Source organism: Leptospira sp. B5-022 (assembly GCF_000347035.1).
In the GTDB taxonomy this organism is placed as follows: domain Bacteria; phylum Spirochaetota; class Leptospiria; order Leptospirales; family Leptospiraceae; genus Leptospira_B; species Leptospira_B cinconiae.
Genome location: NZ_ANIJ01000014.1, coordinates 161221 through 185124, shown reverse-complemented (window position 1 = coordinate 185124; position 23904 = coordinate 161221). Strand labels below are relative to the sequence as shown.

Genomic DNA, 23904 nt, shown 5'->3' with positions numbered 1-23904 from the left:
CCCCAGCTGTAAGGAATTTTCATTTATAGAATCGCAGCTAAAATCAGGATGGGTAAATATCGGTGATCGGAATAATGGATTTATTGGCAAAATACGGAATACTTAGACGCGAAACATGGGCTATGCTCGTTTTCGTCTGCAGTTTAGCGGTTCAGGCCAATACCGAGCTGGACAAACAGTTTTTATCCGCAGTAAAAGAAGGCGACCTCAAAAAGGTAGAATTACTTCTGAACCAAGGGGCCACAGTGGACGCCAAGGACGAGGAAGGCCGCACTGCGATCATGCTCGCCGAAGGTGAGGATGTAGTAGAGTTTCTTATTAAACACGGGGCGAATATAAACGCCCAGGATGCGGATGGGAATTCCGTATTATTCTATCGTTTGCTCCCTATCCTAAAAGTAAAGATCCCGGATATGGATGATCTAGCCGAGGCAAAACGCCTAATCGAGTCAGGAGCTCAGGTAGAATACACCGCTCGAAAAGGTGAGGACCAAAAACCGGTTTCTTTACTTAATATGGCGATCCGGAACCAAAGTCTTGTTTTAGTAAAATTTTTGATAGAGAACGGAGCCAATCCGAATCATGATCCGGGTGGGATCGAAGAATATCCACTCTTCTTGGCTGTTGGTGGAGCCTCTTCTCCTCCTAATTTGGCGATTGTAGAATTTTTATTAGCGAACGGATCCAAAGCAGTATTCACGAGCAGATTGAAAGATGCCAATACTCCGAATGGAACTCACCAAATCGGAGCAAGAAATGCGTTTCATTATGCTACAGAGCCTAAACAAACCGATTTGAAAATTTTGGATGTTTTAGCTAAGGCAGGAACCAATCTGAATCATAGGGATGCGGAAGGAAAAACTCCTCTGATGGAAGCAATCCAAAGAAAGAATATATCCGTAGCTCAGAAGCTGATCCAACTTGGAGCCGACCTTACACTTGCGGATAACCAAGGTAAGACGGCTCTAGATCTGGCAAAAGAATATCATCTGGATGAAATAGAACGGATTTTGACCGAAAAACTTTCTTCCAAGACACAATAATACAAAATCTTTTTAGTATACAGTTTTTAGAGTATACCGAAGCCACCATTTCGGTATACGATACTTTTTCTAAAAACCGCTAACAATTGTAAGGTTGTCATGTAGATCAGTCGTCATATCAACGTTATATAGGCGAAAATTTCTTTCATGATTGTTCCATGTGAAGACTCAGTTGATTCTGATAAAGAAGACCCGGATCCTAAGAAGAAAGAAAAAGCTTTAGGACAATTTTTCACGCCTTCCGACTTGGTCGAGCCTATGCTAGAATGGGTTTCCGAGACTAAGGCCGTTCTGGAAGGAAATAAAATCAAAGTGTTGGATCCAGGTATGGGGGAAGGAATTTTTTTCCAAGAATTCCAGAACCGTTTTACCGATGTAGACAGCGAGTTTTACGGTTGGGAGATCGATCCGATCCTATACGAGAAGTGTGTACGGAATATAGAGAGAGCCGGAATATCCAAAAATCGTTTTCATTTGATGCTCGGGGACTTTCTGCAAGATGCAAAGAAAGAATATTACGATATCATTCTCTGCAATCCTCCTTATCTCCGATTGAGCCATTCTAAACATGGAAAAAAAATGATTAGACAATTCGCGGAGGACATCAAAGAGGAAATCCCCGGTACTGCGAACTTATACGTATTCTTTTTACTTCGTATACTAAGGCTCTTGGCGCCAGGAGGAAGGGCATCCATACTTGTTCCTTATGAATTCTTGAATGCCGGGTACGGAGTTCCGATAAAAAAAGCGATTATTCAATCCGGATATCTTCGTCGTATACTAATCTTAAATTCTTCCTGGTCCTTGTTCGCAGGAGCTGTGACATCTTCCTGTATACTATTCCTGGAAAATTCAAGAACGAACGAAGAAGGTTTTCTTTGGTCTAGAACCTCATCATTCATTAAAGGAGAAAGTATAGAGCTTTCCGAGATGGTTTGGAGAAAGGTCCGTCCCGATGCAGAGGCAAAGTGGACAAGATTATTGAGCGACAACTCGGAACAGATACAAAAAATAAAAAATGATGATAAAAATTCACCTAACAATAATTATGTGACTATGTCCGAAGATATTCGTCAAGGATGGGTCCCTATTAAGGAATTTGGAAGTTTTAGGAGAGGAATCGCGACAGGGGACAACGGATATTTTCTTTTATCCGAAAAAGACGCTTCGAACTTATCCATTCCTAAAAACTATCTTAGATCTTCTATTCCGAAAGCTCAGTACGCACTTTCTCCTTTTTTTACCGGAGATGATTGGAACACTTTGAAGTCACAAGGAGCCAAGGTCTGGCTTTTGGACGCTAAAGAGGTCCCGAACAACGAGGAAGAAGAAGGTATCAACAAATATTTGGAAGAAGGGATCAAAAGAGGTGTTCCTAAACGTTTTCTTCCATCTAAAAGAAAACCATGGCATTCTCAGGAGAACAGAGGACCTTGCAGGATCTTGGCAACTTCTTTTCATAGGGAAGAAGTACGATTCGTTTTTAACCAAAGTCCCGCAGTACATCTCACTTGCTTTCACGGATTTTCCGCAAAGCCCGAGTATGCTCATTTCGAAGAATATTTATTTGCTTATTTGATCACCCCTCATGTTCGCAAAGAATTGGAATCTAGAACTAGAGAATACGCCCAAGGACTAAGAAAAGTAGAACCTGGAGATCTGAATTCTCTTCTTGTACCCGATTTCAGAAAATTAAAAGAAGCGGAGAAGGAGAAGATCGGAAAATTACTCCATAATTACAGGAATATGATCCGTCCTTGGACCCCGGGCCGTAGACAAAAAGGGGAAAAAGGGATCAGAAACCCGGAAGAAGAAGCGGTACTCAAAAGTATTGAGACCGAATTCCTTACCGGGCTATAAGGAAACTACTTTAGATTTTTGTAAAGTTTATCCAAAAGCCGGACAAGATCCTTCTTTTCCGGCTCGGTAAACCCTTTATAAAGACCTGCGAGTAATGATCTGGAGATACCAAGCATCACAGGACGAATTGAATAAGCCTTGCGAGTTAATTGCAGATTCACCACCCTCTGGTCTTGTGTGTCTCGAACTCTTTCCACGTAACCTAAATCTTGTAGTTTATCCACAAGCGCAGTCAGAGTAGACTTGTCCCTATCTATCATCCGAGCAATGTCTTGCATCGGAACTCTTTTAGACATTGCCAAAGCGAATAAAATATCCGCATGAGTAGTCGTCAATTGACCGAGGCCCTTGTCCTTCAGTTCGGAATTCAATCTCCTATGGAATTCGTCCCTGATCCTAGAAATCAGATAAATGATCGTGCGAGGATTCATCTTAGAATACCTTTCCGATCAGGCGAATTGATAGAGGTAGATCACTTCGCCGATAGCGGCAGGCTTTGCGGCGCCTTCCACTTCGAAGCTAAGTTTTAACGTCATTCTTGCAGTCCCTCTAAGATCCTTTAATTCCACCAATTCCGCTCTAAGTCGGAGCTTGGAACCCACTTTGACGGGATCTAAAAAGCGGAGTTTTTCCATTCCGTAGTTGATCCCCATCTTGATATTTCGTAATTCCAGTATCTGGCTTAAAAGATAAGGAGCCATGGAAAGAGTAAGATAACCGTGCGCGATCGTGGTCCCGAACGGAGATTCTTTTGCCGCTCTTACCGGATCCGTGTGGATCCATTGGTGGTCCAAGGTTGCGTTTGCGAATGTATCGATCTGTGCCTGTGTGATTTCGTGAGCGTCGGATACGCCTAATTCTTTTCCTTCGTAGGCTTGTAATTCTGCGAAGCTGGAGAGTACGAGTTTAGCCATTTGATTTTATTCCTGCCAATGCTGGATCTATATGTCCAATATCCTGGTTCCTTAAATAGTTTTGTCACCAACTTTTTGGGCAAAACTAGAACGACTGTTCTGTTCGTAGTCCAAAGTTTTCGGCTATCGTTGGATAAAATGTCTGAATTTTTTGGCGCACAGAGTTCACGGAGATCGCAGAGGTGGGTTTGTTAATATAAAATTATACAAAACTCCGTGTCCTCAGTGATCTCTGTGCGAAAGCATTAGTTTACAAAAACGTAAAGTTCTTGTGCGAGGATAGAACACTCGTTCTGCTTTTTGCCATGGTATTGAAAAACGTTCTCATTTCGAAAACAGGAGAATTGTAAAATTCTAAAATGATAGAATCCGGTCTTCCGACCTCTTGTAAAGGCCTCGTTCGGGATTTTAGATTGACATAGGCGAGTAATCGAGTTTGATAGAAGTTAAATATGGGAAGTTCGCCGGACCATCTAGGCCCCCTGCTGATTCAATTCCTCCTGGGAGTAGGGTTCTCTGCCCTCATACTCGGGCTCGCATTCCTCCTAAACCCCAAAAAAAAATCCAAACCTCACGACACTTTCGAGTGCGGGGTACCGTATTACGGAGATGCAAAGGGTTTGTTTAATATCAAGTTTTACCTGGTTGCAGTTCTATTTATACTTTTCGATATAGAAGCGATCTTTCTTTTTCCTTATGCCGTGAATTTAAAATCATTCAAAGAGGCAGGGTTGGGGAATTTTCTCTTAATTGAGATGTTTGTTTTTATTTTCACCCTCGTGGTTGGACTGTATTATATTCGGAAGAAGGGGGCCTTAGAATGGGATTAAACGAACAACTCGCTCAACCCGGATCGTCTTACGGAGATTCCTTCCAAATTGCGACTGTGGATTCAGTCATCAATTGGGGAAGAAGTTACTCCTTATGGCCTTATCCATTCGCGACCGCATGTTGCGGGATCGAGTACATGAGTACTTCCTGTGCGGATTATGATATCGCCAGGTTTGGAGCGGAAAGGCCTTCCTTCTCTCCTAGACAGGCAGACATGATCCTCGTCCTCGGGACCATCACTTATAAAATGGCTCCGGTGCTTCGCGAAATTTATGATCAATTGGCCGAACCAAAATTTGTGATCAGCTACGGGGCCTGTGCTTCTTCCGGAGGAATGTTCCATGCTTATTCCGTTTTGCAAGGAATAGACAGGATACTTCCTGTGGACCTTTATGTTCCGGGTTGCCCTCCTAGACCGGAAGCTCTTTTGGATGCTGTGATAAAACTCCAGGAAAAGGTAAAAACCCAAGGGCTAGAAGCCAGAAGACAGGAAGTAATGGATAAGATCCGGGAAATGAACGAAAGAAACAAACCCCTGGTCGTCCGATGAAAGAAACAATTCAGAGTTTCCTAAAAGACAAGTTTTCTCATTTTATCTCCAAGGAAGAGGAGATCATCACGAATCTTCCTACATTCTTTTTAAAGCCGGAAGGGATTGTCCCTGTTCTTTCCGCTTTAAAAACGGCGCCAGGGATCGAACTGAATTATCTGAACGATCTGACTGCGATCGATTGGCTGGGAAAAAAAACTCCAAGATTCGAAGTCTGTTACCTTCTCCGCTCCGGAAACAAATCCTCCACAAGAGTGCAGTTCCGTGTCGCATTGGAAGAAGACGAAGAAGTCCCAAGTATCATAAACATTTTCAAAGGTGCCAACTGGCCTGAGAGAGAAGTTTACGATCTATTCGGGATCCGTTTTGCCGGCCATCCCAGAATGGATCGTCTTATCATGCCTGATAATTTCCAAGGTCATCCATTAAGAAAAGATTATCCTTTGGAAGGTTTCGGTCAGGATTATCTGGTAGAGGACCTTCTCACCATCCACCTAAAAGAGGATATGGAGGCTTAAGTTATGGCAGCGATGTACGAAAAAACCGCGGAACATTTCAGCCTCAAACAGAAAAAACTCCCGGAAGGACATCTGCTCGTGAACTTGGGACCTTCTCACCCTTCTACTCACGGTATTTTGCAGAATGTGATCCAACTAGACGGGGAAAGAGTTGTGGATGCGGAATCCGTGATCGGCTATGTGCATCGCAGTTTCGAAAAATTAGGAGAACGTTATACTTATAATCAGTTCTTAGTTTGTACAGATAGGATGAACTACGTATCCACTCCTTTGAATAATATCGGATGGATCCTGACCGTCGAAAAAATGCTTCAGATAGAAGTTCCGGACAAGGTGACGTACGTTCGAATGATCGTCTCCGAACTTTCCAGAGTGATGGACCATATTATCTGTAACGGTATCTTGGGTGTGGATCTGGGTGCATTCTCCGGGATGTTGCATTTATTCCATCATAGAGAAAATATTTATCAGGTCTTGGAAAAACTAACGGGTGCCAGACTTACTACTACATTCTGTAGAGTGGGCGGACTCGAAAAAGATATTTATCCCGAGTTCGAAAAAGATGTAAAAACCATCATCAAGGGACTTCGACCTGCGATCGAAGAGTTCCAATCTTTACTCGTAAATAATCGGATTTTTATAGATAGAACGGAAGGAGTGGGAGGTATCTCGGCGGAAAATGCGATCTCTTACGGTTATTCCGGTCCAAACTTGAGAGCCGCCGGAGTTCCATGGGATATTCGTAAGGACGATCCTTATATGTTCTATGATAAGGTGGATTTCGATATTCCTGTGGGAGAGGACGGTTCCGTTCTTCATAGGACTCTTGTGCGTATGGAGGAGATGAGACAATCTCTTCGTATCGTAGAACAGCTCATCAACGGTCTTCCGACAGGCGCTCACCACGCTGACATGCCTCATATCTATCTTCCTGATAAAAGTAAGGTTTATAAGAATATGGAAGAGTTGATCTACCATTTCAAATTGATTATGCACGGGATCAAGGTCCCTAAGGGAGAATATTATATGGCGACCGAGGCCGCAAACGGCGAGCTCGGGTTTTATATCGTTTCCGAAGGGGAGAAGTCCCCTTGGAGAGTGCATGTGCGTAGACCTTGTTTCTGGTTTTATCAGTCTTTTCCCGAATTAGTAAAAGGTTCACTTCTTGCGGATACCGTCGCTACCATGAGTTCCATGAATGTGATCGCAGGGGAGCTGGACTGCTGATGAGTTATCAATTTTCTTCCGAGTCGGTTTCGAGATTGAATAAACTTCTGGAGATGTTCCCTGATAAAAGAAGTGTGATCCTTCCTGGGTTGTACCTCCTACAAAAAGAACAAGGTTATGTGGATAGAGAAGGTATGGAAGCTCTTGCGGAGAAGATCGGTGCTCCTATTTCTCTCGCTCAAGTTTACGGTGTTGCTACCTTCTATACCTTATACAATAAAAAGCCCGTTGGTAAGTATCATATCCAGATCTGCGGGACTTCTTCTTGTTATATGAGAGGGAACGATAAACTTGAAAAACATCTTTGCTCTCGTTTAGGGATTGAACTCGGAGAAACCACTCCCGATAAAAAATTCACTTTGGAAGAAGTGGAATGTCTGGGCGCCTGCGGGTATGCTCCTATGGTCCAGATTAACGATGCATATTATGAAAATCTAACGTTCGAAAAAATGGATGAGATACTAAAGGATCTAACCTAAGGGGAAACGTTATGGCAGAAATGAAGATCCTCACAAAATTTATAGACGATCCCCGTTCTAACGAATTGGAATTTTACGAATCGGTGCATGGCTATGACGGAATGAAAAAAGCCTTAAGCTTGGCGCCGGATGAAATTATAGAGATCGTTAAAAAATCGGGCTTAAGAGGAAGAGGGGGAGCGGGATTCCCTACGGGGCTCAAATGGTCCTTTATTCCTAAGGATATTCCGAAGCCCAAATATTTGATCTGTAATGCGGACGAGGGAGAGCCCGGAACATTCAAAGACCGTAAACTGATCGAAAACCTTCCTCACCAGATCATCGAGGGAATGGTGATCGGTGCGAAAGCGATCGGTGCCAACAAAGGATTTTTTTATATCCGTGGAGAGTTCAACAAAGGGATCGACTCCATGCAGAAGGCGATCGACGAAGCTTATACAAAAGGATATCTGGGAAAAAATATCCTAGGAAGCGGATTCGATTTCGATCTGGTATTGTATGCAGGAGCCGGTGCTTATATTTGCGGAGAAGAGACCGCACTCATCAATTCGTTGGAAGGTCGTAGGGGTCATCCTAGATTAAAACCTCCGTTTCCGGCGGTTTCCGGTCTATATCGCTGTCCTACTGTGGTGAATAACGTGGAAACTTTTTCCACAGTTCCTCATATTTTGGATAAGGGTGCTGATTGGTATTCTAAGATCGGGACCGAAAAGTCCCCAGGTACTCGTTTGTTCTCCGTTTCCGGTCATGTAAAAAGACCCGGAGTTTACGAGATAGAATTAGGAACTCCTTTATTAGAATTAATTAATGATCTTTGCGGCGGAATGTTGGACGATAAACCTTTAAAAGCGGTAATCCCGGGAGGTTCTTCCGTTCCGATCCTAACTGCGGAAGAATGTAAAACCGCAAACATGGATTTCGAATCTATGGCGGCTCATAAAACTATGCTCGGTTCCGGAGCGGTTATCGTGATCGGAGAAGGCACGGATCTCGTGGAGACAACGTATCGATTTGCTAGATTCTACGCCCATGAGTCCTGCGGGCAATGTACTCCTTGTCGAGAAGGTACCCACTGGGTGAGGGACCTCCTACATAAGATCAGAGAAGGAGAAGGAACAAGTGCGGACTTGGAACTGATTCTTTCTTTATCTCGAAATATGGAAGGTGGAACTACCATTTGTCCTCTATCCGATGCATGTGTGGGTGCGGTCCGACCTACAATCTTAAAGTTCAGACATGAATTCGAAGCCAGATTAAAAGACAAAGCAGGCAAAGAAGAACAAATACCTGCACAGACGGGAGTCTGAACCATGGATTGGAATGTAATTCTACTCTGGTTGTTAAAAAGTGCGCTTTTTTTCCTAGTGTTTATCACTGCTTGTGCATATTATACATTAGCAGAACGTAAAGTAGCCGGATTCATCCAAGATAGAAAAGGTCCGAACCGTGCGGGTCCTCTCGGTTTATTACAACCTTTGGCGGATGGGATCAAATTTTTAACAAAGGAAGAGATCTTTCCTAAAAATGTGAACAAAGTCATGTATTTGATCGCTCCGGCGATCTCCATGACCTGTGCGATCATGGCTTGGGCAGTGGTTCCTTTGGGGGGGACAGTTCTTTTGCCCGACTGGCTTGCAAAAGAGGTCGGTTCTCCATACTTGGATTTGCAGATCGCAAATCCGGATACCGGGATCTTGTTCTTATTCGCGATCTCTAGTCTTTCGGTTTACGGGATCATTCTTGCAGGCTGGTCCAGTAATAATAAATATTCTTTGATCGGCGGGATCCGGGCTACGGCTCAAATGATCAGTTATGAATTACCTTTAGGTCTTTCTGTGGCTTCTATCGTGATCTTGACCGGTTCTTTGCGGCTCACGGATATCAATGACGCGCAGATCGGTCTTTGGAATATTTTTAAACTTCCGGGCTTTATTGCGTTTTTCGTTTTTGTAGTGGCGATGTTTGCCGAAACGAATCGACTTCCTTTCGATTTGGCGGAAGCGGAATCCGAATTAGTGGTCGGGTTTCACACGGAATACGGTGCATTCAAATTCGCGTTATTCTTCATTGCGGAATATATGAATATGATCACTATGAGCTGCGTGGTCACCATCCTATTTTTCGGCGGATATCATCTTCCGTTCGGTTGGTTAAACGGTTCGATTTGGCAGGCTTGGGCGGGACTCGGGTTTTTTACTCTTAAGGTATTATTCTTCGCATTTTTATTCATGTGGGTGAGATGGACTCTGCCTAGATTCAGATACGATCAGTTAATGACGATCGGCTGGAAAAAAATGATCCCTTGGGCTGTGGCGAATATAATCGTCGCAAGCGTTTATGTAGGTTTGGACGGTTTCTGGAAATGGTAGGAATATTCGACAATCCGGGTCTTCTACTCTTTTTCGTTTTTAGCGGAGTATTGGTTGCAGGAGCATTAGGGGTCGTTTTTCATCCGAATCCGATCAGCTCTGCGGTTTTGCTTGTGCTTTCCTTTTTCGCGTTAGCCGGTATTTACGCGGTGATCGGTTCCGTTTTTGTGGCCACCATGCAGGTTTTGGTCTATGCAGGCGCCATCATGGTGTTGGTGGTTTTCGTTCTAATGCTTCTTTCCTTAAATGAAGAAGGGATTACAAAGCTCTGGAACAATCCTATCAAAAAAGTTTTGGTACTTTCCGTAGTCGTCTTACTCGCAATTGTGCTGATCCAATCAGTGAAAGAAGGTATTCCGAATTCGGAAGCTTCTCCAAAAGGATACTCTGAGTCAGGTACGTATCAATATACCTTGTCCAAATCTGAAGAAGGTAGGGCGGGAGTGGTCGCGGAAGGAAATACCGCTGCGGTGGGAAGTTCCATGTTCTTGGATTACCTTCTTCCTTTTGAAATAGTTTCCATTCTCCTTTTGGCTGCCGTACTCGGTGCAGTTATATTAGGAAAAAAGAATTTAGGTAAAAAATCGGAAGAAGGGGAAAAATGAATCCGGGAATTCTGAAACCAACTCTCGCGGGAATTCCCGTAGAATATCTGCTGATCCTTGCCTGTATTATTTTCTCCATCGGTGTTGCCGGGGTTTTATTCAGAAGAAGTGCGGTAGTCATTTTTATGAGTATAGAACTCATGTTGAACTCCGTAAATTTGGTATTTGTCGTTTTTTCCAAATCGCTTCATCAGGTCCAGGGCGAAGTGGTTGTGTTTTTTGTGATGGCAATCGCGGCGGTAGAAGCAGCGATCGGTTTGGCCTTAGTGGTTGCTATTCACAGGAAGAAAAAGACAAGTTTCGTAGACGAAATGAATTTAATGAAATGGTAATGCGATGAGTTGGGAAATCCTTATATCCATTCTGGCTCTTTCTCCTCTTCTTGGATCCGTATTAAACGCATTATTCGGAAGATATTGGAAGGGTTTTTCCGGTCCGATCGGGACCTTACTGTCTTTTGTATCTTTCGGAGCTAGCGTATTCGCTTATTTGCAATTTCATCCAATGGAAAGGCAAGACGCTCAAATTGTGACCTTATTCAATTGGGTGAATGTCGGGAATTTTAAAGCGGACCTTGCTTACCAAGTAGATCAACTTTCCCTTTTTATGGCGTTGATCATTACCGGGATCGGCAGTTTGATCCATCTCTATTCCATCGGATACATGAAAGGAAATCCTGGGATCGGCAGATTTTTTTCCTATCTGAACTTATTCGTATTCTTCATGCTCCATTTGGTTTTAGCGGAAAACTTAGTGGTCCTATTTTTCGGTTGGGAAGGTGTGGGACTTTGTTCTTATCTTTTGATCGGATTCGATACTCATAAGGAGAATGCGGCACAAGCTAGTATCAAGGCATTTGTCACCAATCGGATCGCCGACTTGGCAATGATCGGTGGGATCGCTCTTACGTATTGGCTTGCGGGTTCCGTTTCCTTTATTACGATTTCTGAATCCTTGCCCCAGGCAAAGTTTTTGCTGAATGCTCTTCCTTTTGTAGCGATCTGTTTTTTTATCGGCGCAATGGGTAAATCCGCTCAGTTCCCATTCCATGTTTGGTTACCGGATGCGATGGCTGGACCGACTCCTGTTTCCGCTCTGATCCATGCGGCAACAATGGTGACTGCAGGGCTCTTCTTGATCGCAAGATTGAATTTTATTTTTATCTTAGTTCCTAAAGTAGGTTTTTGGATCGTTTGTATCGGAACGTTCACCGCTTTTTTTGCGGCGACCATCGGTGTTTACCAAAACGATATCAAAAAAGTTTTAGCTTATTCTACTGTTTCTCAGTTGGGCTATATGTTTGTAGCAATGGGAACCGGAGCGTATGTGGCTGGACTTTTCCATTTACTGACCCATGCATTTTTTAAGGCTCTTCTCTTTTTGGGTTCCGGTTCCGTGATCCATGGATTGTCCGACGAACAGGATTTGAGAAGAATGGGAGGTCTCAAATCCCAGATGAAGATCACTTGGTGGACCTTCCTTTTAGGAACCTTGGCGATCGTAGGAGCCCCACCATTCAGCGGATTTTTCTCCAAAGATCTCATTTTAGAAAAAGCATTCTATTTCCATCCGGTATTTTTCGGAATGGGAATAGCGACGGCTTTTTTAACCACATTTTATATGTTCCGCCTAACGTTCTTGGCGTTTACGGGTAAATCCAGGATCTCTCATAATGTGCATCCGCACGAGTCCCCTTGGACAATGACTTTGCCATTGGTGATCTTAGCATTGGGCGCCGCATTTTCCGGATATTTATTGGTTCCGGAATCCTTAGGAGGGGGGATCGATTTCTTGGAGAAATATTTCTCACCTATTTTTGCAAAAGGATTATTGTATTCCTCTCAGCAAAGGGGACCTGCAGAAGTACATCATTTAAGTCATGAGTTGGAACTCCTACTGGCCGGATTTTCTTTAGGAGCGATCTTTCTTGGAGTCGGGATCTATTGGTTCTTTTTCGGCAAAAAGGAGAAGTTGCCCTTGGATGAATCCTCTTATACAGGTTGGAGAATTCTTCCAGCAAACAAGTACTTCATAGATGAAATTTTCAAAAACGTTTTGATCGGACCGATCTCAGCCTTATCCGAATTTTTATCGGAAGTGATAGAGAAACGTTTGATCGATCGGGTTTTGACCGGAACGGGAAAAATTTCCGGGGGTATATCCGCATTACTACGCAGGCTCCAAACCGGGACCGTCGTAGATTACGCTTTTCTAATCGTCTTAGGGACCGTCTTGATCTTGTCCGTTTTCTTATGGAGGGGAATCTAAGTGCCCCAGTACTATTTAAGCATTCTATTATTTTTGCCCGTTTTAGGGATCCCTTTCTTATTCTTTTTTAAAAGCGAAAAATGGATCCGACTTTGGTCTTCGATTATAACTCTTGGAGTTTTTGCGATGACCGTCCCTCTTTTTTTGGAATTCTTGAAAGGAGATAGCGGCTTTCAATTTACTCATCGTATTTGGAACTTCCTGGAATTACAGTCGGGAGGGTTGGACTACCATATAGCGATCGACGGATTCTCCTTATTATTGGTTACGATGTCCGCGTTTCTATTCTTCCTTTCCGCTTTATCCGCTTTTTCTAATGTAAAACATAGGATCAGGGAATTTTTTATACTTCTTCTTTTGGTCGAAACAGGAGTGATTGGAGTTTTTCTTTCGGTCAACCTGATCCAATTCTACGTTTTTTGGGAATGGATGGTTTTGCCTTTTACCTTGATGGTGGGGATCTGGGGAGAGAAAGGGCGAATTAAGGCTGCTATGAAATATCTGGTATTCTCGTTTACCGGATCAGTGTTCATGTTAGCGAGTATTCTGGTCTTATATCATTATACCCACACATTCGATCTGGAAGAATTGGCTGTGGTTTCCCTGAATTCTATTCCTGCGAATATTAAGTTTTGGTTATTTATCGGTTTTAGTTTCGCATTTGCGATCAAAGTTCCTTTATTCCCTTTTCATACTTGGATGCCTGATGTTCATGAAGAAGCTCCTACCGTAGGTTGTGTGGATTTGGCCGGGATCCTTTTAAAGATAGGATTGTTCGCGTATATTCGGGTGGCCATTCCGCTTTTCCCTCAGGTATTTTTAGAATATCGTAATTTACTTACCGCTCTTGCGGTTGCCGGGATCGTTTATGGGGCCCTGGTTGCTTTAACCCAAAAAAATAGCAAACGGTTAGTTGCATTCTCTTCCCTTTCTCATATGGGGTTCTGTATTTTAGGCGTTTTGACGCTTACGGAAGAAGGTGTGGCCGGCGGAATGCTTCAAATGGTGAATCATGGATTCACTTCTGGGCTTTTGTTCTTTATATTAGGGTTTTTGCATGAAAGAACGGGAAGTAACGAACTAAAGGACTATTCAGGGCTTGCTAAATCAGCCCCGTTCTTGGCCGTCGCGATCGGTCTTGCTGCATTCGCTAGCGCAGGATTACCCGGAACGAACGGATTTGTCGGTGAGTTTTTAGTCTTAATCGGCACTTTCAAATACAGTCTTATCTACGGATTTCTGGCCGGATCTGCAGTGATCTTTTCCGCCGGGTATATGTTATACTTTGCAAGGAACTTGTTATTCGGTGAGCCGAATTCGTTATCTTCCGGTTTGGCTCCTTTAAACGGACGGGAGAAGTTTATAGTTTCTATAGTTGCAGGAATTATAATATTCACTGGGATTTTTCCGAACATTCTACTCGATTATCTGAAACCTAGTGCAAGAGTGGTCTTGAACCTAACGTCTAAACAAGCTCTACAAGAAAGAGCCTTTTTGGAACAAGAAGGCACTTTGAAAAACACCAAGAAGAAATTTATAAATTATAGGACCTTGGGCACAGAACCTCCTAGTTACGAGGATAGGATCACATCCGGAAGGGGAACAGGGATCCCGGGTAAAAAGACAGTGTCCCAAGAGGCGGAAGAATGAATTTAATTCCAAATTCCAACGATCTAATTTCTATACTTCCCATCCTGGTGCTTTCCGGAGGAGGGATCCTATTACTTGGATTACAGTTCTTTTTTCAAGGATTTGAATTTAGGATCGTAAGATTTACTTCCGGTCTAATTTTGATTGCTGCATTCTTTTCCTTGTTTGTTTCTCAATCAAATCCGGGGATCGGGTCCTATTTTTCGGGGCATTATGAAATTTCCACCTTAGGATTCTGGTTCGGTGCTTTATATTTGATAGCTGCATTCTGCACCGTCCTTGCTTCTCCAAGAGTATTAGAACAACATAATATGGAATTTCCTGAGTTCTATCCTCTTCTTCTTTTTTCAGTCGTGGGGATGTTCTTAATGACTTCCGGAACGGACACCGTTACCATCTTCGTCGGATTGGAATTGATGTCCGTATGTTTGTATGTTCTGGTAGGAATGGCGAGAAGCGACGTTTACTCTTTAGAAGCTAGTTTGAAATATTTTCTTTTAGGAAGTTTTTCCACGGGATTTTTCCTTTTCGGAATGGCATTCTTGTTCGGAGGATCTGGCACTACTCATTTACAAGATTCCTTGAAACCGCTGGTGAGTTCCGGATTTGATTCTAATTTTACGAAAATCGGATTATTACTCCTATTAACCGGGATCTCATTTAAGATCGCTTTATTTCCTTATCATTCTTGGACCCCGGATGCTTATGAAGGCGCTTTAACGCCGGTCACAGGGTTTATGGCTACGGCATCCAAGTCCGCTTCCATGGGATTATTATTAGTCGTATTTTCAAAATTTCCAATTTCCGTTTCGGGAGGAGGATGGATCTGGGTGATGGGGATTTTAGCCCTGATGTCAATGACGTACGGAAATTTCGTGGCTTTAAAACAAACTAGTTTAAAAAGAGTTTTGGCATATTCTTCGATCGCTCACGCAGGTTATGTGGTCGCTGGGATCACTTTAGGCGTAAAAGAAGAAGCCTTGTTCTATTTGATCGTATATTCTTTTATGAGCCTTGGAGCATTTTCTATTCTTTCTTTCCTGGAAGAAGGAAATCGCCACGTAACGTATGAATCCATTGCTGGGCTTGCAAAGTCCAGACCTTGGACGAGTTTTGCATTTTTCATTTTCTTCTTATCGTTGGCAGGGATTCCTCCTTTGGGCGGATTTTGGGCGAAGTTTTTCTTATTCCAAAAAATTGCGGAAGGAACGGGTCAGATCTCTAAGTGGTTGCTAATCGGAGGGATTGCGAACTCCGCATTGGCATTATATTATTATGTAAAAGTGGGAATATTGGCTTACATGAGTTCCGAAGAAGGAGAAATTTCTAAATTAGAAGCTCCTAAAGCGAGTTATGGAGTTTTATTCGTTTCCGTAATTTCTTTGGCTGCAGTACTAGTGGGCTGGTATTTTATCCAGCCCAAGGATTTGAATAACTTAAAGTTCGCAAACAAATCCGCAGAATTACAAAAATAAGATGTATAACTTCAAAAGAGTCCTCTCTTCCATTAGAGAATACTTCGAGCCTATTCCCAAATTTGACGGAGAAAATGCAAGGTTCAGAGAGGCGATTTATCTTTATTCAAAAAATCGTTCCGAGAAAAACTTAGAAAAACTGTCCGCAGAACTTACCAAAGCTTACTTTTTGATCCCTCATGCGGGTGAGGAAGCCGTCCCGAAAAAGACAAAACCTAAAAAGAAAGTTGCAGCCAAAAAAAAGAAGAAAGTTTCCCCTAATAAAGGAGCGAAACCTATCGTATTATTATACGTAAGCAATGAAAGAGGTAGAGTGTTCTTACCTGCATTCTCCCATCCTTCGGAGTCATTTCGTTATTTTAAAAAAGAAACCCCGCTTGTTCCTATCACTGCGAAAGAATTATGGGTCTTAGGTCTACAGAACAAAGGAGTTTCCGGGGTCGCCATAGATCCAGGTTCTACGTTATGGTTGCTTTCCAGGGAACATTTGGAATTGTTGCAAAAGGAAAAATAATCTTTCTTTGAACGACGTTCTATGTATTCCACTTTCCGAATATATATTTTTCATCTTATTCTTTTATCCGCTTTATTTACGAATTGTATCTTGGTCTCGAGATCCGAACTTTCTCTTCCTTCGAGCTTAAACGAGGGAAAAGTATTAAAACATTATAAAAAAGTTTCTCTTAAAGTGATCTATATTCCTGAAAAGGATGATCACGCTTATAATCTGGAAGAAGAAGAGCAGAAAAGCAGGGAGGAAATCTGGACAAACCTGCTGGTTTCCGCTTATGAGGATTCGGGATTATTTAGAGAGGTCGTAACTTCTTCCGGAGGCGACTTGAAAGTCCAAATTAAGATCGTAGAATCCCAGGCTGAAGATAGGGGGATGGATTACACATTTTCCAAAGGTTGGGGGTTTCGCCCGTATCGGGAAGAGGGCTCCTTTTCCATGAGTACGGACTTTTATAATTCAAAGGGTGAACTTTTAGGTTCGGTAGATCTAACAGAAAAATATGACTACTATTATCAGATTTTTTTTATATTCCTAATGCCTTTCTATTCTCAAGACGGAGAATACGAAAAATTGGGACGTTTTATGGGATTAAAAACTTTGGATCGGGCTTTATTTAAGGAAATTTTCATCCCTAAAAAATAACGCCTAGGAATTTCCAAAAATAGTTCGCCCAAATCCCGAATAAAACGAAATTACTCGCTGCAAAGATTGTCAATCTATGAATAACGTTGTTATAGGTGAGATGGATCAAGCTATGCAAAAATCTAAACCCCACATAGATCCAAGCCAATTGAAAATTTAAAGGATCGATTGCCTCCGTCAAATATTGTATCAGGCAGATCAGATAAAATAATAGGGGCATTTCCAATAAGTTCATGTAGTTCCGGTTCGCGATCGATACCCATTGAGGGACATTTGTGGATTCTCCGAACTTAAAATCATCCGGGCTCACTTTTCCGATAAATCCTGCATAAAAACGACGGATAGGGATTTGTAAAAGAACGAAAAAAGTCAATAGAGCTAACGCTCCGACTGGAAGAAGCCATAATTCTTTTTGCATTTTCGGACCCTTTGAATCTAAAAGAATTTTATATAAAATCGTTTCTCATTTAATCTGCAAGCAAAAGTCATAGAATTTCAAAATCTTCCATTTCGATTTTCGTTGACTCCTGAAACTTTTTAACTAATCTAAAGGCCCTTTAATTACGTCCTATATCCATATATTCAATATGCAAGATTCCTTAGAAAAGTTAGTCTATCACTGGATTCAGAAAGATTGGGGAGTTTTCCAATTTATTCAATCGGAGGGATTGGATGGAATATGGATCTTAGATCTATCGAACGAAGATCGATATTGGATCAATCCTAAGTTCAGATCCGTTTTGGGATTTTCGGGATCGGATCAGGAACTTTGTTCTATTCGATGGAAGGATCTTTTTTCTATAAAAGATCATGAGTTACTCCATTCTCAGATAAAGAAGTTAGAAAATACAAAAACTTTTCGCGTACGTTACAAAACATTCTCAGGTACCGAGCTAGAGACGGATACTAAACTTAAATTTTTACAAGATCCGTCCGGTGAACTTTTTTGTATCGGAGGGGTCAACATCCTAAAAGAGTCTGAGCTCCATACGATGAAGAGGGAATTGGACTTTCTTTCCTTGATCAACGCTTTACCGGATATGATCGGCTATTGGGATTCCAATCTGATTAACCGATTGGCGAACGATGCGTATCAAAACTGGTTCGGTATCGAGGCTAAAAAGATTGTCGGTCAACATATGAAGACCCTTCTTGGTAACGAATTATTTGAATTAAATTATCCTTATGTACAAAAAGTTCTAAAAGGGGAAGGCCAATTATTTGAAAGAAAGATCCCATCTCCCGATGGGAAAAGTTTTAGATATTCTCTGGCAAAATATATTCCCGATTTTAGGGAAGGCAAAGTGATCGGCTTCTCCGTCATTGTTAGCGATATTTCAAAGATAAAGAATGCGGAAGCTGAGAATTTAAAGTTAGCGAGAATAGTCGAGTCTTCAGATGATGCGATTATCGGAAAGGACCTGGAGGGTACTATCAATTCTTGGAATCGAGGTGCTGAAAAAATATTCGGTTATAGTCCGATTGATATTTTAGGATCTAATTTTGATATTCTGGTTTCGAAGGAATCCAAGGAATTGGAAGCCAAAATCAATCAAAAGATGATCTCACAAAAAGAGACAGCAAGTTTTGAATCCGTTCGTAAAGCAAAGGACGGGCATTCGATAGAAATGTCTATCACTCTTTCTCCTGTGTTCGATTCATCCGGAAAGATGATAGGCTCCGCAGAGATAGCAAGAGATATAGGCGAAAGAAAAAGAATGGAGAGTTCTTTTAGGAGCGCTTTCGAATATTCCGCGATCGGGATGGCAATTCTAGATCCGAAAGGAAGATGGATCCAAGTTAACGGAAATCTGATCAAACTACTCGGATATGATTGGGAAGAATTATCCAAACTGACTTTCAGGGATATTACGTATCATGAGGACTTAGGAAAGGATCTGCAGTTATTGGCGGAAACTTTGGAGGGTAAAAGGTCCGGATATCATTTAGAAAAACGTTATATTAAAAAAGATGGAGGGATCGTTTGGATACTTCTCTCCGTTGCTTTGGTTAGAGACGCGGACGGAAAGCCTAATCATTTTATAGCCCAGATCATGGATATAGACGAGATCAAAAAGACGGAAGAACAATTGCGTCATGCTAAGGAGCTTTTGGAACAAACCAATAAGTTGGTTAGAATAGGGGCCTGGGACCTGGATCTGAAAAACAATACGGAAACTTGGTCGGGAGTCACAAAGGAAATGTTTGAAGTTCCGCATGATTTCGATCCAAATGTAAGAGGAGCATTAGAATTTGTTAAAGAAGGAAAGAATAAGGAAAAAATTTTAGAAGCGGTGGATAAACTTATTAAACAGGGAGAACCGTACGATCTTGAGATCAAATTGATCACTTACAATGGTAACGAACTTTGGGTTAGGACAGTGGGGAGTGCGGAATTTAAGAATGGAGAATGTTTAAGGATCTACGGCGCATTTTATAACATAGACAAAAGAAAAAAAGCGGAGTTAGAATTATTCCAAGAAAAGTCCAGATTGTCAGCATTCGTCGAACATGCCCCCGCCGCGGTTGCTATGTTTGATACCGAGATCAAATATATTGCTGTCAGCGAAAGGTGGTTAACTGAATACCATGTATCCGGCAAAAATATCATTGGACTTTCCCATTACGAAGTATTCGGGAATATTTCCCAGGAATGGAAGGATATTCATCAAAGATGTTTATCCGGTGAAGTCTTAAAAAACGACGAAGATGTTTGGAGACCGGAAGGTTGGGATCATGACCAATATCTTCGCTGGGAAGTGAGACCTTGGTATCAACTGGACGGGTCAGTAGGCGGGATCATGATGTTCACTCAGGATATCACTGAAAGTTGCCTCCAAAGAGAAGAATTAAAAAAAGCGAAACTGGTAGCGGAACAGGCGAATAAAGCCAAGTCGGATTTTTTAGCGAATATGAGCCACGAAATCAGGACTCCTTTGAACGGGATCATAGGATTTTCCGACCTTTTGTTGCGAACTTCCATGGATTCCATCCAGCACCAATACATGATGACAGTCTTCCAATCCGCCGAATCTTTATTGGATATTATTAACGATATATTAGATTTTTCTAAGATTGAAGCCGGAAAACTTGAATTATCTTATGAAAAAACAAACCTTTTGGAACTTTGCAGCCAGATCGTAAATACGATCAAGTTCCAAGCCCAAAAGAAAGGATTAGAAGTTATAGTGAATGTAGCCTGGGACGTACCCAGATTCGTAAAAGCCGATAGTGTAAGACTAAGACAGATCATAGTGAATTTATTCAGTAATTCCGTAAAATTTACGGAAGAAGGCGAAATAGAATTTAAGATAGAACTTCTTAAAAAAATATCCGAGACGGAAGGGGAGTTCAGATTCTCTGTGAGAGATACAGGGATCGGTATCGCACCGGAAGCGAAGGACAAAATATTCGAAGCATTCTCTCAAGGAGATGTTTCCACCACTCGTAGATTCGGAGGAACGGGTTTAGGTCTTGCGATATCCAATAAACTTCTTTCTATGATGGGAAGCAGTCTTCAGTTAAAAAGCGAATTAGGAAAAGGAAGTACGTTCTATTTCGATCTTAAACTTCATATTTCCGAAATTATCGGAGAAGATTGGATCAGACTTCGTTCGATCAAAAAGGTTTTGATCATAGATAAAGATCAAGAGAACATAAAGTTAGTCGGAGAAATGTTATCTTTGCAGAATATTCCCGCGGATTTCATGAGTAACGGGGATGAGATGATTCAGACTCTATCTAAAGGGAATAGATATGATATCATTCTAATGGATTCCGAAATGTCGGAAGGAAACGCCTTGGAATTGGTCCGAAAAATACGAGAGGATCTAAGGATCGGAAACGAGGATCAGCCGATCGTACTGATCGTAAATCCGGAAGACGGAGAATCTTTCGTTTCGGAATCTCGAAAACTGGGGGTGCAGGAAGTCGTCTCTAAACCGATCCATATGCAAAAATTATTCGATATCCTGGCAAGAAATCAGATCCTGAAGGAGCCTTTCGAGTTCCCGTTGATTACGAGGGACCAAGAGGGCGCAGCTACGATTCGTAAAACTGCAACCGTGCTGATTGCAGAAGATAATTCCGTTAATATGATGTTAGCAAAAAGTATCATCAAAAGAATTCTCCCTAAGGCAAAATGTATAGAAGCTCAAACCGGAAGGGAAGCTGTCGACAAGTATAGAGAGACAAATCCTGACCTAATCTTCATGGATATCCAAATGCCTGAGATGAACGGGTACGAGGCCACCAAAGCGATCCGTGTTCTGGAAAAAGACGGTATTCGGGTCCCGATTATCGCTGTGACTGCAGGGATCGTTTCCGGTGAAAGAGAAAGATGTTTGGAAGCGGGGATGGATGATTATATAAGTAAACCCGCAGTGAAAGCGGATTTTGCTCGGATCATCTTTCGATGGATGAGTTGACTATACTTTGAGTTTTATTAAAGTATTTTGATAGCCTTCCAATATGTCCAGGATCTCAGTATCCATTCCATAGGGCCTAACGAGAACATTCTTTTCCAGATAAAGGAAAATAATCCGAAGAATACCCAAATAGGAACAGTCAGAATTAGGACAATATAACTTCCAACCTGGTCGAAATATCCAAGCCCCCATCCACAAAAGATCCAGGAGCAAACCAAGGACTCTCCTAAATAACAGGTCAAAGAAAGTTTACCCATTACCTCGAACCAAATTCGATCGGCTAAACTTTTTTCAGAATGATAATAATTTCCGAGCAGATACACATAACTGAATGTGAGCGCAGGCGCGCTAAAAGTATCCGTTATCGCAAATAGGATTTTTAAAAAAACGTTTTGGTTTTCCGGAAGAATATGACGAGAATGTAATGTGTATATAAAATTTCCTAAAATCCCAAGGGTTAGCATCCAAGGAAAAAGTTTTTTAAATCCTGGCTTCGTATTTTCCCAATTCGAGAATACGGAATTTTTAGCCGCATAAAATCCCAAAGCAAACATGGAAAGAACCGAAGGCCATTGATATAAGACTAAAAAAGGAATGGAGAGGATGGTATCCTTTGTTCTTTGTATACTACTTTCCCAGAACCCTCCTAAATACGCTTTTCTGCTTTCATCCAATAGACGCGGAAGATCGGCTTCCAGTTGGGATTTAATTTCTCCCTCTGCCAAACTCATTCCTATCCTACAAAACGCGGCAAGTATTATACAAAAGAGGGAAAACTTTAATAACCAAGAAGAGTTTTTATTCCTCAGAAACCAGAGCACGGTTCCTAAAATTGCGTAAGAAAGAAGTATGTCCCCGATAAAAAGAAATATTCCATGCAGAATGCCTAATATTCCTAAACCGAATATCCTTCTGAAATATACGTTTCCTGAGCTTGTTTCCGGGCTGTTCTCCAGTTGTATAAAAAATCCGTAACCGAATAGAAAAGAGAATAATACGTAAAACTTGGACTCAAAGAGAAATGTTACGATCCAAGAACCTATGGAATCTAAAAGATTGGAGTTTTCCCCTAAGGAAGCAACCAGATACATAGGTTTGGAAAAGTACGGTAAGTTGACCGCAAGTATCCCGAATAACGCAAAGCCTCTCAAAAAGTCTATGAATCCTATTCTGTTGTTCATATTTTTTCTTAATGTTTGGGTTTCCAAGTCCATGTGAAAGCGAGAAGAATTATCGCTAAAATTGCGGAAAGGAATATTATAGATATAGAATGTTCCCAACGAAACCAGGAGAAAGAGCTCATCCATCCTAAAACCTTGGAAAGAGTTGTCCTTCCTAAATATCCGAACAAACCGATAAATCCGGCCGCAGTCCCTACCGCTTTTTTAGAAGTAAAGTCCAACCCGGCCACCCCTAATAGCATGACAGGCGGGTAGATAAAAAATCCGACCACTCCAAAAAGTGTGAGGTCCGCCCATAAATATCCCGGAGGAATAAGAGAAATGCCGAATAACGCGAATAATATAGGGACCATACAAACCAAGCTGACTAATCCTCTTTTTCCTCCCACCTTATCGGAATACCAACCGACGAGTAATGTGGATCCTATTCCGGCAAATTCATAGATGAGAGTGCTAATCCCTCCTTTTTCCAAACTTGCACCTTTAACGAATTTTAGATAAGAAGGTCCCCAATCTGTAAGACTATATCTGACTACGTACACGAAAAAATTCGCCAAAGCAAAGACCCAAACGTATTTATTTAAGAGAACCGAATCTATCAATATTTCTTTGAAACTCAATTCCCTCTCCAATTCGGAAACTTTTGAGGAGTCGATTTCCGTTCCGGTATATTCTTCAATGGAAGGAAGCCCGACAGACTGAGGAGTATCCAATAATCTGTAATATAAATAGATCGCGGTTAGGAACGAGATTGCAGCGGGGATATAAAATGCGTTCCTCCATCCGAACCAAGAAGCGCTATAAGCAGCGATCACTCCTACGAGTCCGCCGCCAACATTATGCGCTATATTCCAGATTGCGAATTTTTCTCCTCTTTCTTTAACGGAAAACCAATGGCCTAAGGACCTTCCGCAAGGCGGCCAGCCCATTCCCTGGAATAACCCATTTAGTCCCCATAAGATTAAATGTGTTTGGTAATCGGAAGAAGCACCGAAACATACATTACAAATTGCTGTTAGAATGAGACCTAACGGCATGAAAACCTGAGGATTACTTCTATCCGATAGCGCTCCCATCAGGAATTTTCCGATCCCGTAAGAGATCGAAGTGATTGCTATAATATTTCCGATTTGCTCCTGAGAGTAGGAAAGCGCTTCGCCGATTTCCTTGGAAACAACCGGAAAATTGTTCCGAACAGTGTAGAAGACTGAGTAACCTAAAAATGTAGCTTCTAATATTCTCCATCGGAATTTGGGATACAGGGAGCGGACTTCCGATTCGGGAAGTAACGGTTTAGGGGGCTTAGGTAAAATCCAGGATAATAGACCGATTCTCATCGATCGGGAAGAAT

22 protein-coding genes are annotated in these 23904 nt (G+C 41.9%); 17 read left to right on the top strand and 5 right to left on the bottom strand.

From position 1 onward, the window contains the following. Positions 1–74: 74 nt before the first annotated feature. Both LEP1GSC192_RS05375 and LEP1GSC192_RS05370 read left to right on the top strand, forming a co-directional pair. On the top strand, positions 75–1043 hold the full coding sequence (locus LEP1GSC192_RS05375) for an ankyrin repeat domain-containing protein (RefSeq protein WP_081603573.1): 969 nt from the start codon (positions 75–77) through the stop codon (positions 1041–1043). Between the two features lie 147 nt (positions 1044–1190). Beyond that, positions 1191–2903: a class I SAM-dependent DNA methyltransferase gene (locus tag LEP1GSC192_RS05370; protein ID WP_020768933.1), complete on the top strand. Its 1713-nt coding sequence runs from the start codon at positions 1191–1193 to the stop codon at positions 2901–2903. Positions 2904–2908: 5 nt separating this feature from the next. On the opposite strand, the gene LEP1GSC192_RS05365 is transcribed toward LEP1GSC192_RS05370, so the two are convergent. Both LEP1GSC192_RS05365 and LEP1GSC192_RS05360 read right to left on the bottom strand, forming a co-directional pair. Beyond that, positions 2909–3334, bottom strand: coding sequence for a MarR family winged helix-turn-helix transcriptional regulator (locus LEP1GSC192_RS05365; RefSeq protein WP_008594860.1), 426 nt, complete (start codon positions 3332–3334; stop codon positions 2909–2911). A gap of 18 nt (positions 3335–3352) precedes the next feature. Beyond that, positions 3353–3817 (bottom strand): MaoC family dehydratase, encoded by a 465-nt coding sequence (locus LEP1GSC192_RS05360; protein WP_020768808.1) that lies wholly within the window; start codon positions 3815–3817, stop codon positions 3353–3355. A 452-nt stretch (positions 3818–4269) separates the two neighbouring features. Here LEP1GSC192_RS05360 and LEP1GSC192_RS05355 point away from each other — a divergent pair, with 452 nt between their 5' ends. The 14 genes from LEP1GSC192_RS05355 (at position 4270) to LEP1GSC192_RS05290 (ending at position 16945) form a co-directional block, all read left to right on the top strand. Then, on the top strand, positions 4270–4647 hold the full coding sequence (locus LEP1GSC192_RS05355) for an NADH-quinone oxidoreductase subunit A (RefSeq protein ID WP_036089115.1): 378 nt from the start codon (positions 4270–4272) through the stop codon (positions 4645–4647). Continuing rightward, positions 4638–5198: an NADH-quinone oxidoreductase subunit B gene (locus LEP1GSC192_RS05350; RefSeq protein ID WP_020768877.1), complete on the top strand. Its 561-nt coding sequence runs from the start codon at positions 4638–4640 to the stop codon at positions 5196–5198. The genes LEP1GSC192_RS05355 and LEP1GSC192_RS05350 overlap by 10 nt, the downstream gene beginning before the upstream one ends. Continuing rightward, positions 5195–5716: an NADH-quinone oxidoreductase subunit C gene (locus tag LEP1GSC192_RS05345; protein ID WP_020768976.1), complete on the top strand. Its 522-nt coding sequence runs from the start codon at positions 5195–5197 to the stop codon at positions 5714–5716. The genes LEP1GSC192_RS05350 and LEP1GSC192_RS05345 overlap by 4 nt, the downstream gene beginning before the upstream one ends. 12 nt (positions 5717–5728) lie before the next feature. Next, on the top strand, positions 5729–6943 hold the full coding sequence (locus LEP1GSC192_RS05340) for an NADH-quinone oxidoreductase subunit D (RefSeq protein ID WP_036089163.1): 1215 nt from the start codon (positions 5729–5731) through the stop codon (positions 6941–6943). Beyond that, positions 6943–7422 carry an NADH-quinone oxidoreductase subunit NuoE gene (gene nuoE / locus LEP1GSC192_RS05335; RefSeq protein WP_020768953.1) on the top strand — a complete coding sequence of 160 codons (480 nt, stop codon included), beginning with the start codon at positions 6943–6945 and terminating at the stop codon, positions 7420–7422. Before LEP1GSC192_RS05340 ends, nuoE begins: the two co-directional genes overlap by 1 nt. 11 nt (positions 7423–7433) lie before the next feature. Next, complete coding sequence (gene nuoF, locus LEP1GSC192_RS05330; protein WP_020768857.1) at positions 7434–8729, top strand: NADH-quinone oxidoreductase subunit NuoF; 1296 nt, start codon at positions 7434–7436, stop codon at positions 8727–8729. Positions 8730–8732: 3 nt separating this feature from the next. Further along, positions 8733–9791 (top strand): NADH-quinone oxidoreductase subunit NuoH, encoded by a 1059-nt coding sequence (gene nuoH, locus LEP1GSC192_RS05325; protein ID WP_020768791.1) that lies wholly within the window; start codon positions 8733–8735, stop codon positions 9789–9791. Next, positions 9785–10396 (top strand): NADH-quinone oxidoreductase subunit J, encoded by a 612-nt coding sequence (locus tag LEP1GSC192_RS05320; RefSeq protein WP_020768871.1) that lies wholly within the window; start codon positions 9785–9787, stop codon positions 10394–10396. Before nuoH ends, LEP1GSC192_RS05320 begins: the two co-directional genes overlap by 7 nt. Continuing rightward, on the top strand, positions 10393–10728 hold the full coding sequence (gene nuoK / locus LEP1GSC192_RS05315) for an NADH-quinone oxidoreductase subunit NuoK (RefSeq protein ID WP_020768973.1): 336 nt from the start codon (positions 10393–10395) through the stop codon (positions 10726–10728). Before LEP1GSC192_RS05320 ends, nuoK begins: the two co-directional genes overlap by 4 nt. Before the next feature lie 4 nt (positions 10729–10732). Beyond that, positions 10733–12664, top strand: coding sequence for an NADH-quinone oxidoreductase subunit L (nuoL, locus tag LEP1GSC192_RS05310; protein WP_020768829.1), 1932 nt, complete (start codon positions 10733–10735; stop codon positions 12662–12664). Then, positions 12665–14314: a NuoM family protein gene (locus LEP1GSC192_RS05305; RefSeq protein WP_020768982.1), complete on the top strand. Its 1650-nt coding sequence runs from the start codon at positions 12665–12667 to the stop codon at positions 14312–14314. Beyond that, positions 14311–15789 (top strand): NADH-quinone oxidoreductase subunit N, encoded by a 1479-nt coding sequence (locus tag LEP1GSC192_RS05300; protein WP_020768866.1) that lies wholly within the window; start codon positions 14311–14313, stop codon positions 15787–15789. Before LEP1GSC192_RS05305 ends, LEP1GSC192_RS05300 begins: the two co-directional genes overlap by 4 nt. Position 15790: 1 nt before the next feature. Next, positions 15791–16303 carry an SseB family protein gene (locus LEP1GSC192_RS05295; RefSeq protein ID WP_020768797.1) on the top strand — a complete coding sequence of 171 codons (513 nt, stop codon included), beginning with the start codon at positions 15791–15793 and terminating at the stop codon, positions 16301–16303. Between the two features lie 90 nt (positions 16304–16393). Continuing rightward, on the top strand, positions 16394–16945 hold the full coding sequence (locus LEP1GSC192_RS05290) for a hypothetical protein (RefSeq protein WP_232420966.1): 552 nt from the start codon (positions 16394–16396) through the stop codon (positions 16943–16945). Here the strand turns inward: LEP1GSC192_RS05290 and LEP1GSC192_RS05285 are convergent. Then, positions 16935–17363 carry an MAPEG family protein gene (locus LEP1GSC192_RS05285; RefSeq protein ID WP_020768846.1) on the bottom strand — a complete coding sequence of 143 codons (429 nt, stop codon included), beginning with the start codon at positions 17361–17363 and terminating at the stop codon, positions 16935–16937. The two genes, LEP1GSC192_RS05290 and LEP1GSC192_RS05285, sit on opposite strands and share 11 nt — an antisense overlap. 169 nt (positions 17364–17532) lie before the next feature. Here LEP1GSC192_RS05285 and LEP1GSC192_RS05280 point away from each other — a divergent pair, with 169 nt between their 5' ends. Beyond that, positions 17533–21372, top strand: a complete 3840-nt coding sequence (locus LEP1GSC192_RS05280) for a PAS domain S-box protein (RefSeq protein WP_020768891.1) — start codon at positions 17533–17535, stop codon at positions 21370–21372. Positions 21373–21389: 17 nt separating this feature from the next. On the opposite strand, the gene LEP1GSC192_RS05275 is transcribed toward LEP1GSC192_RS05280, so the two are convergent. Together LEP1GSC192_RS05275 and LEP1GSC192_RS05270 are read right to left on the bottom strand one after the other, a co-directional pair. Then, a complete protein-coding gene (locus tag LEP1GSC192_RS05275) occupies positions 21390–22553 on the bottom strand; it encodes a DUF418 domain-containing protein (protein WP_036089160.1) in 1164 nt (387 codons plus the stop codon). An 8-nt stretch (positions 22554–22561) separates the two neighbouring features. Further along, positions 22562–23890, bottom strand: coding sequence for an MFS transporter (locus LEP1GSC192_RS05270; RefSeq protein WP_020768961.1), 1329 nt, complete (start codon positions 23888–23890; stop codon positions 22562–22564). Between the last annotated feature and the right edge of the window lie 14 nt (positions 23891–23904).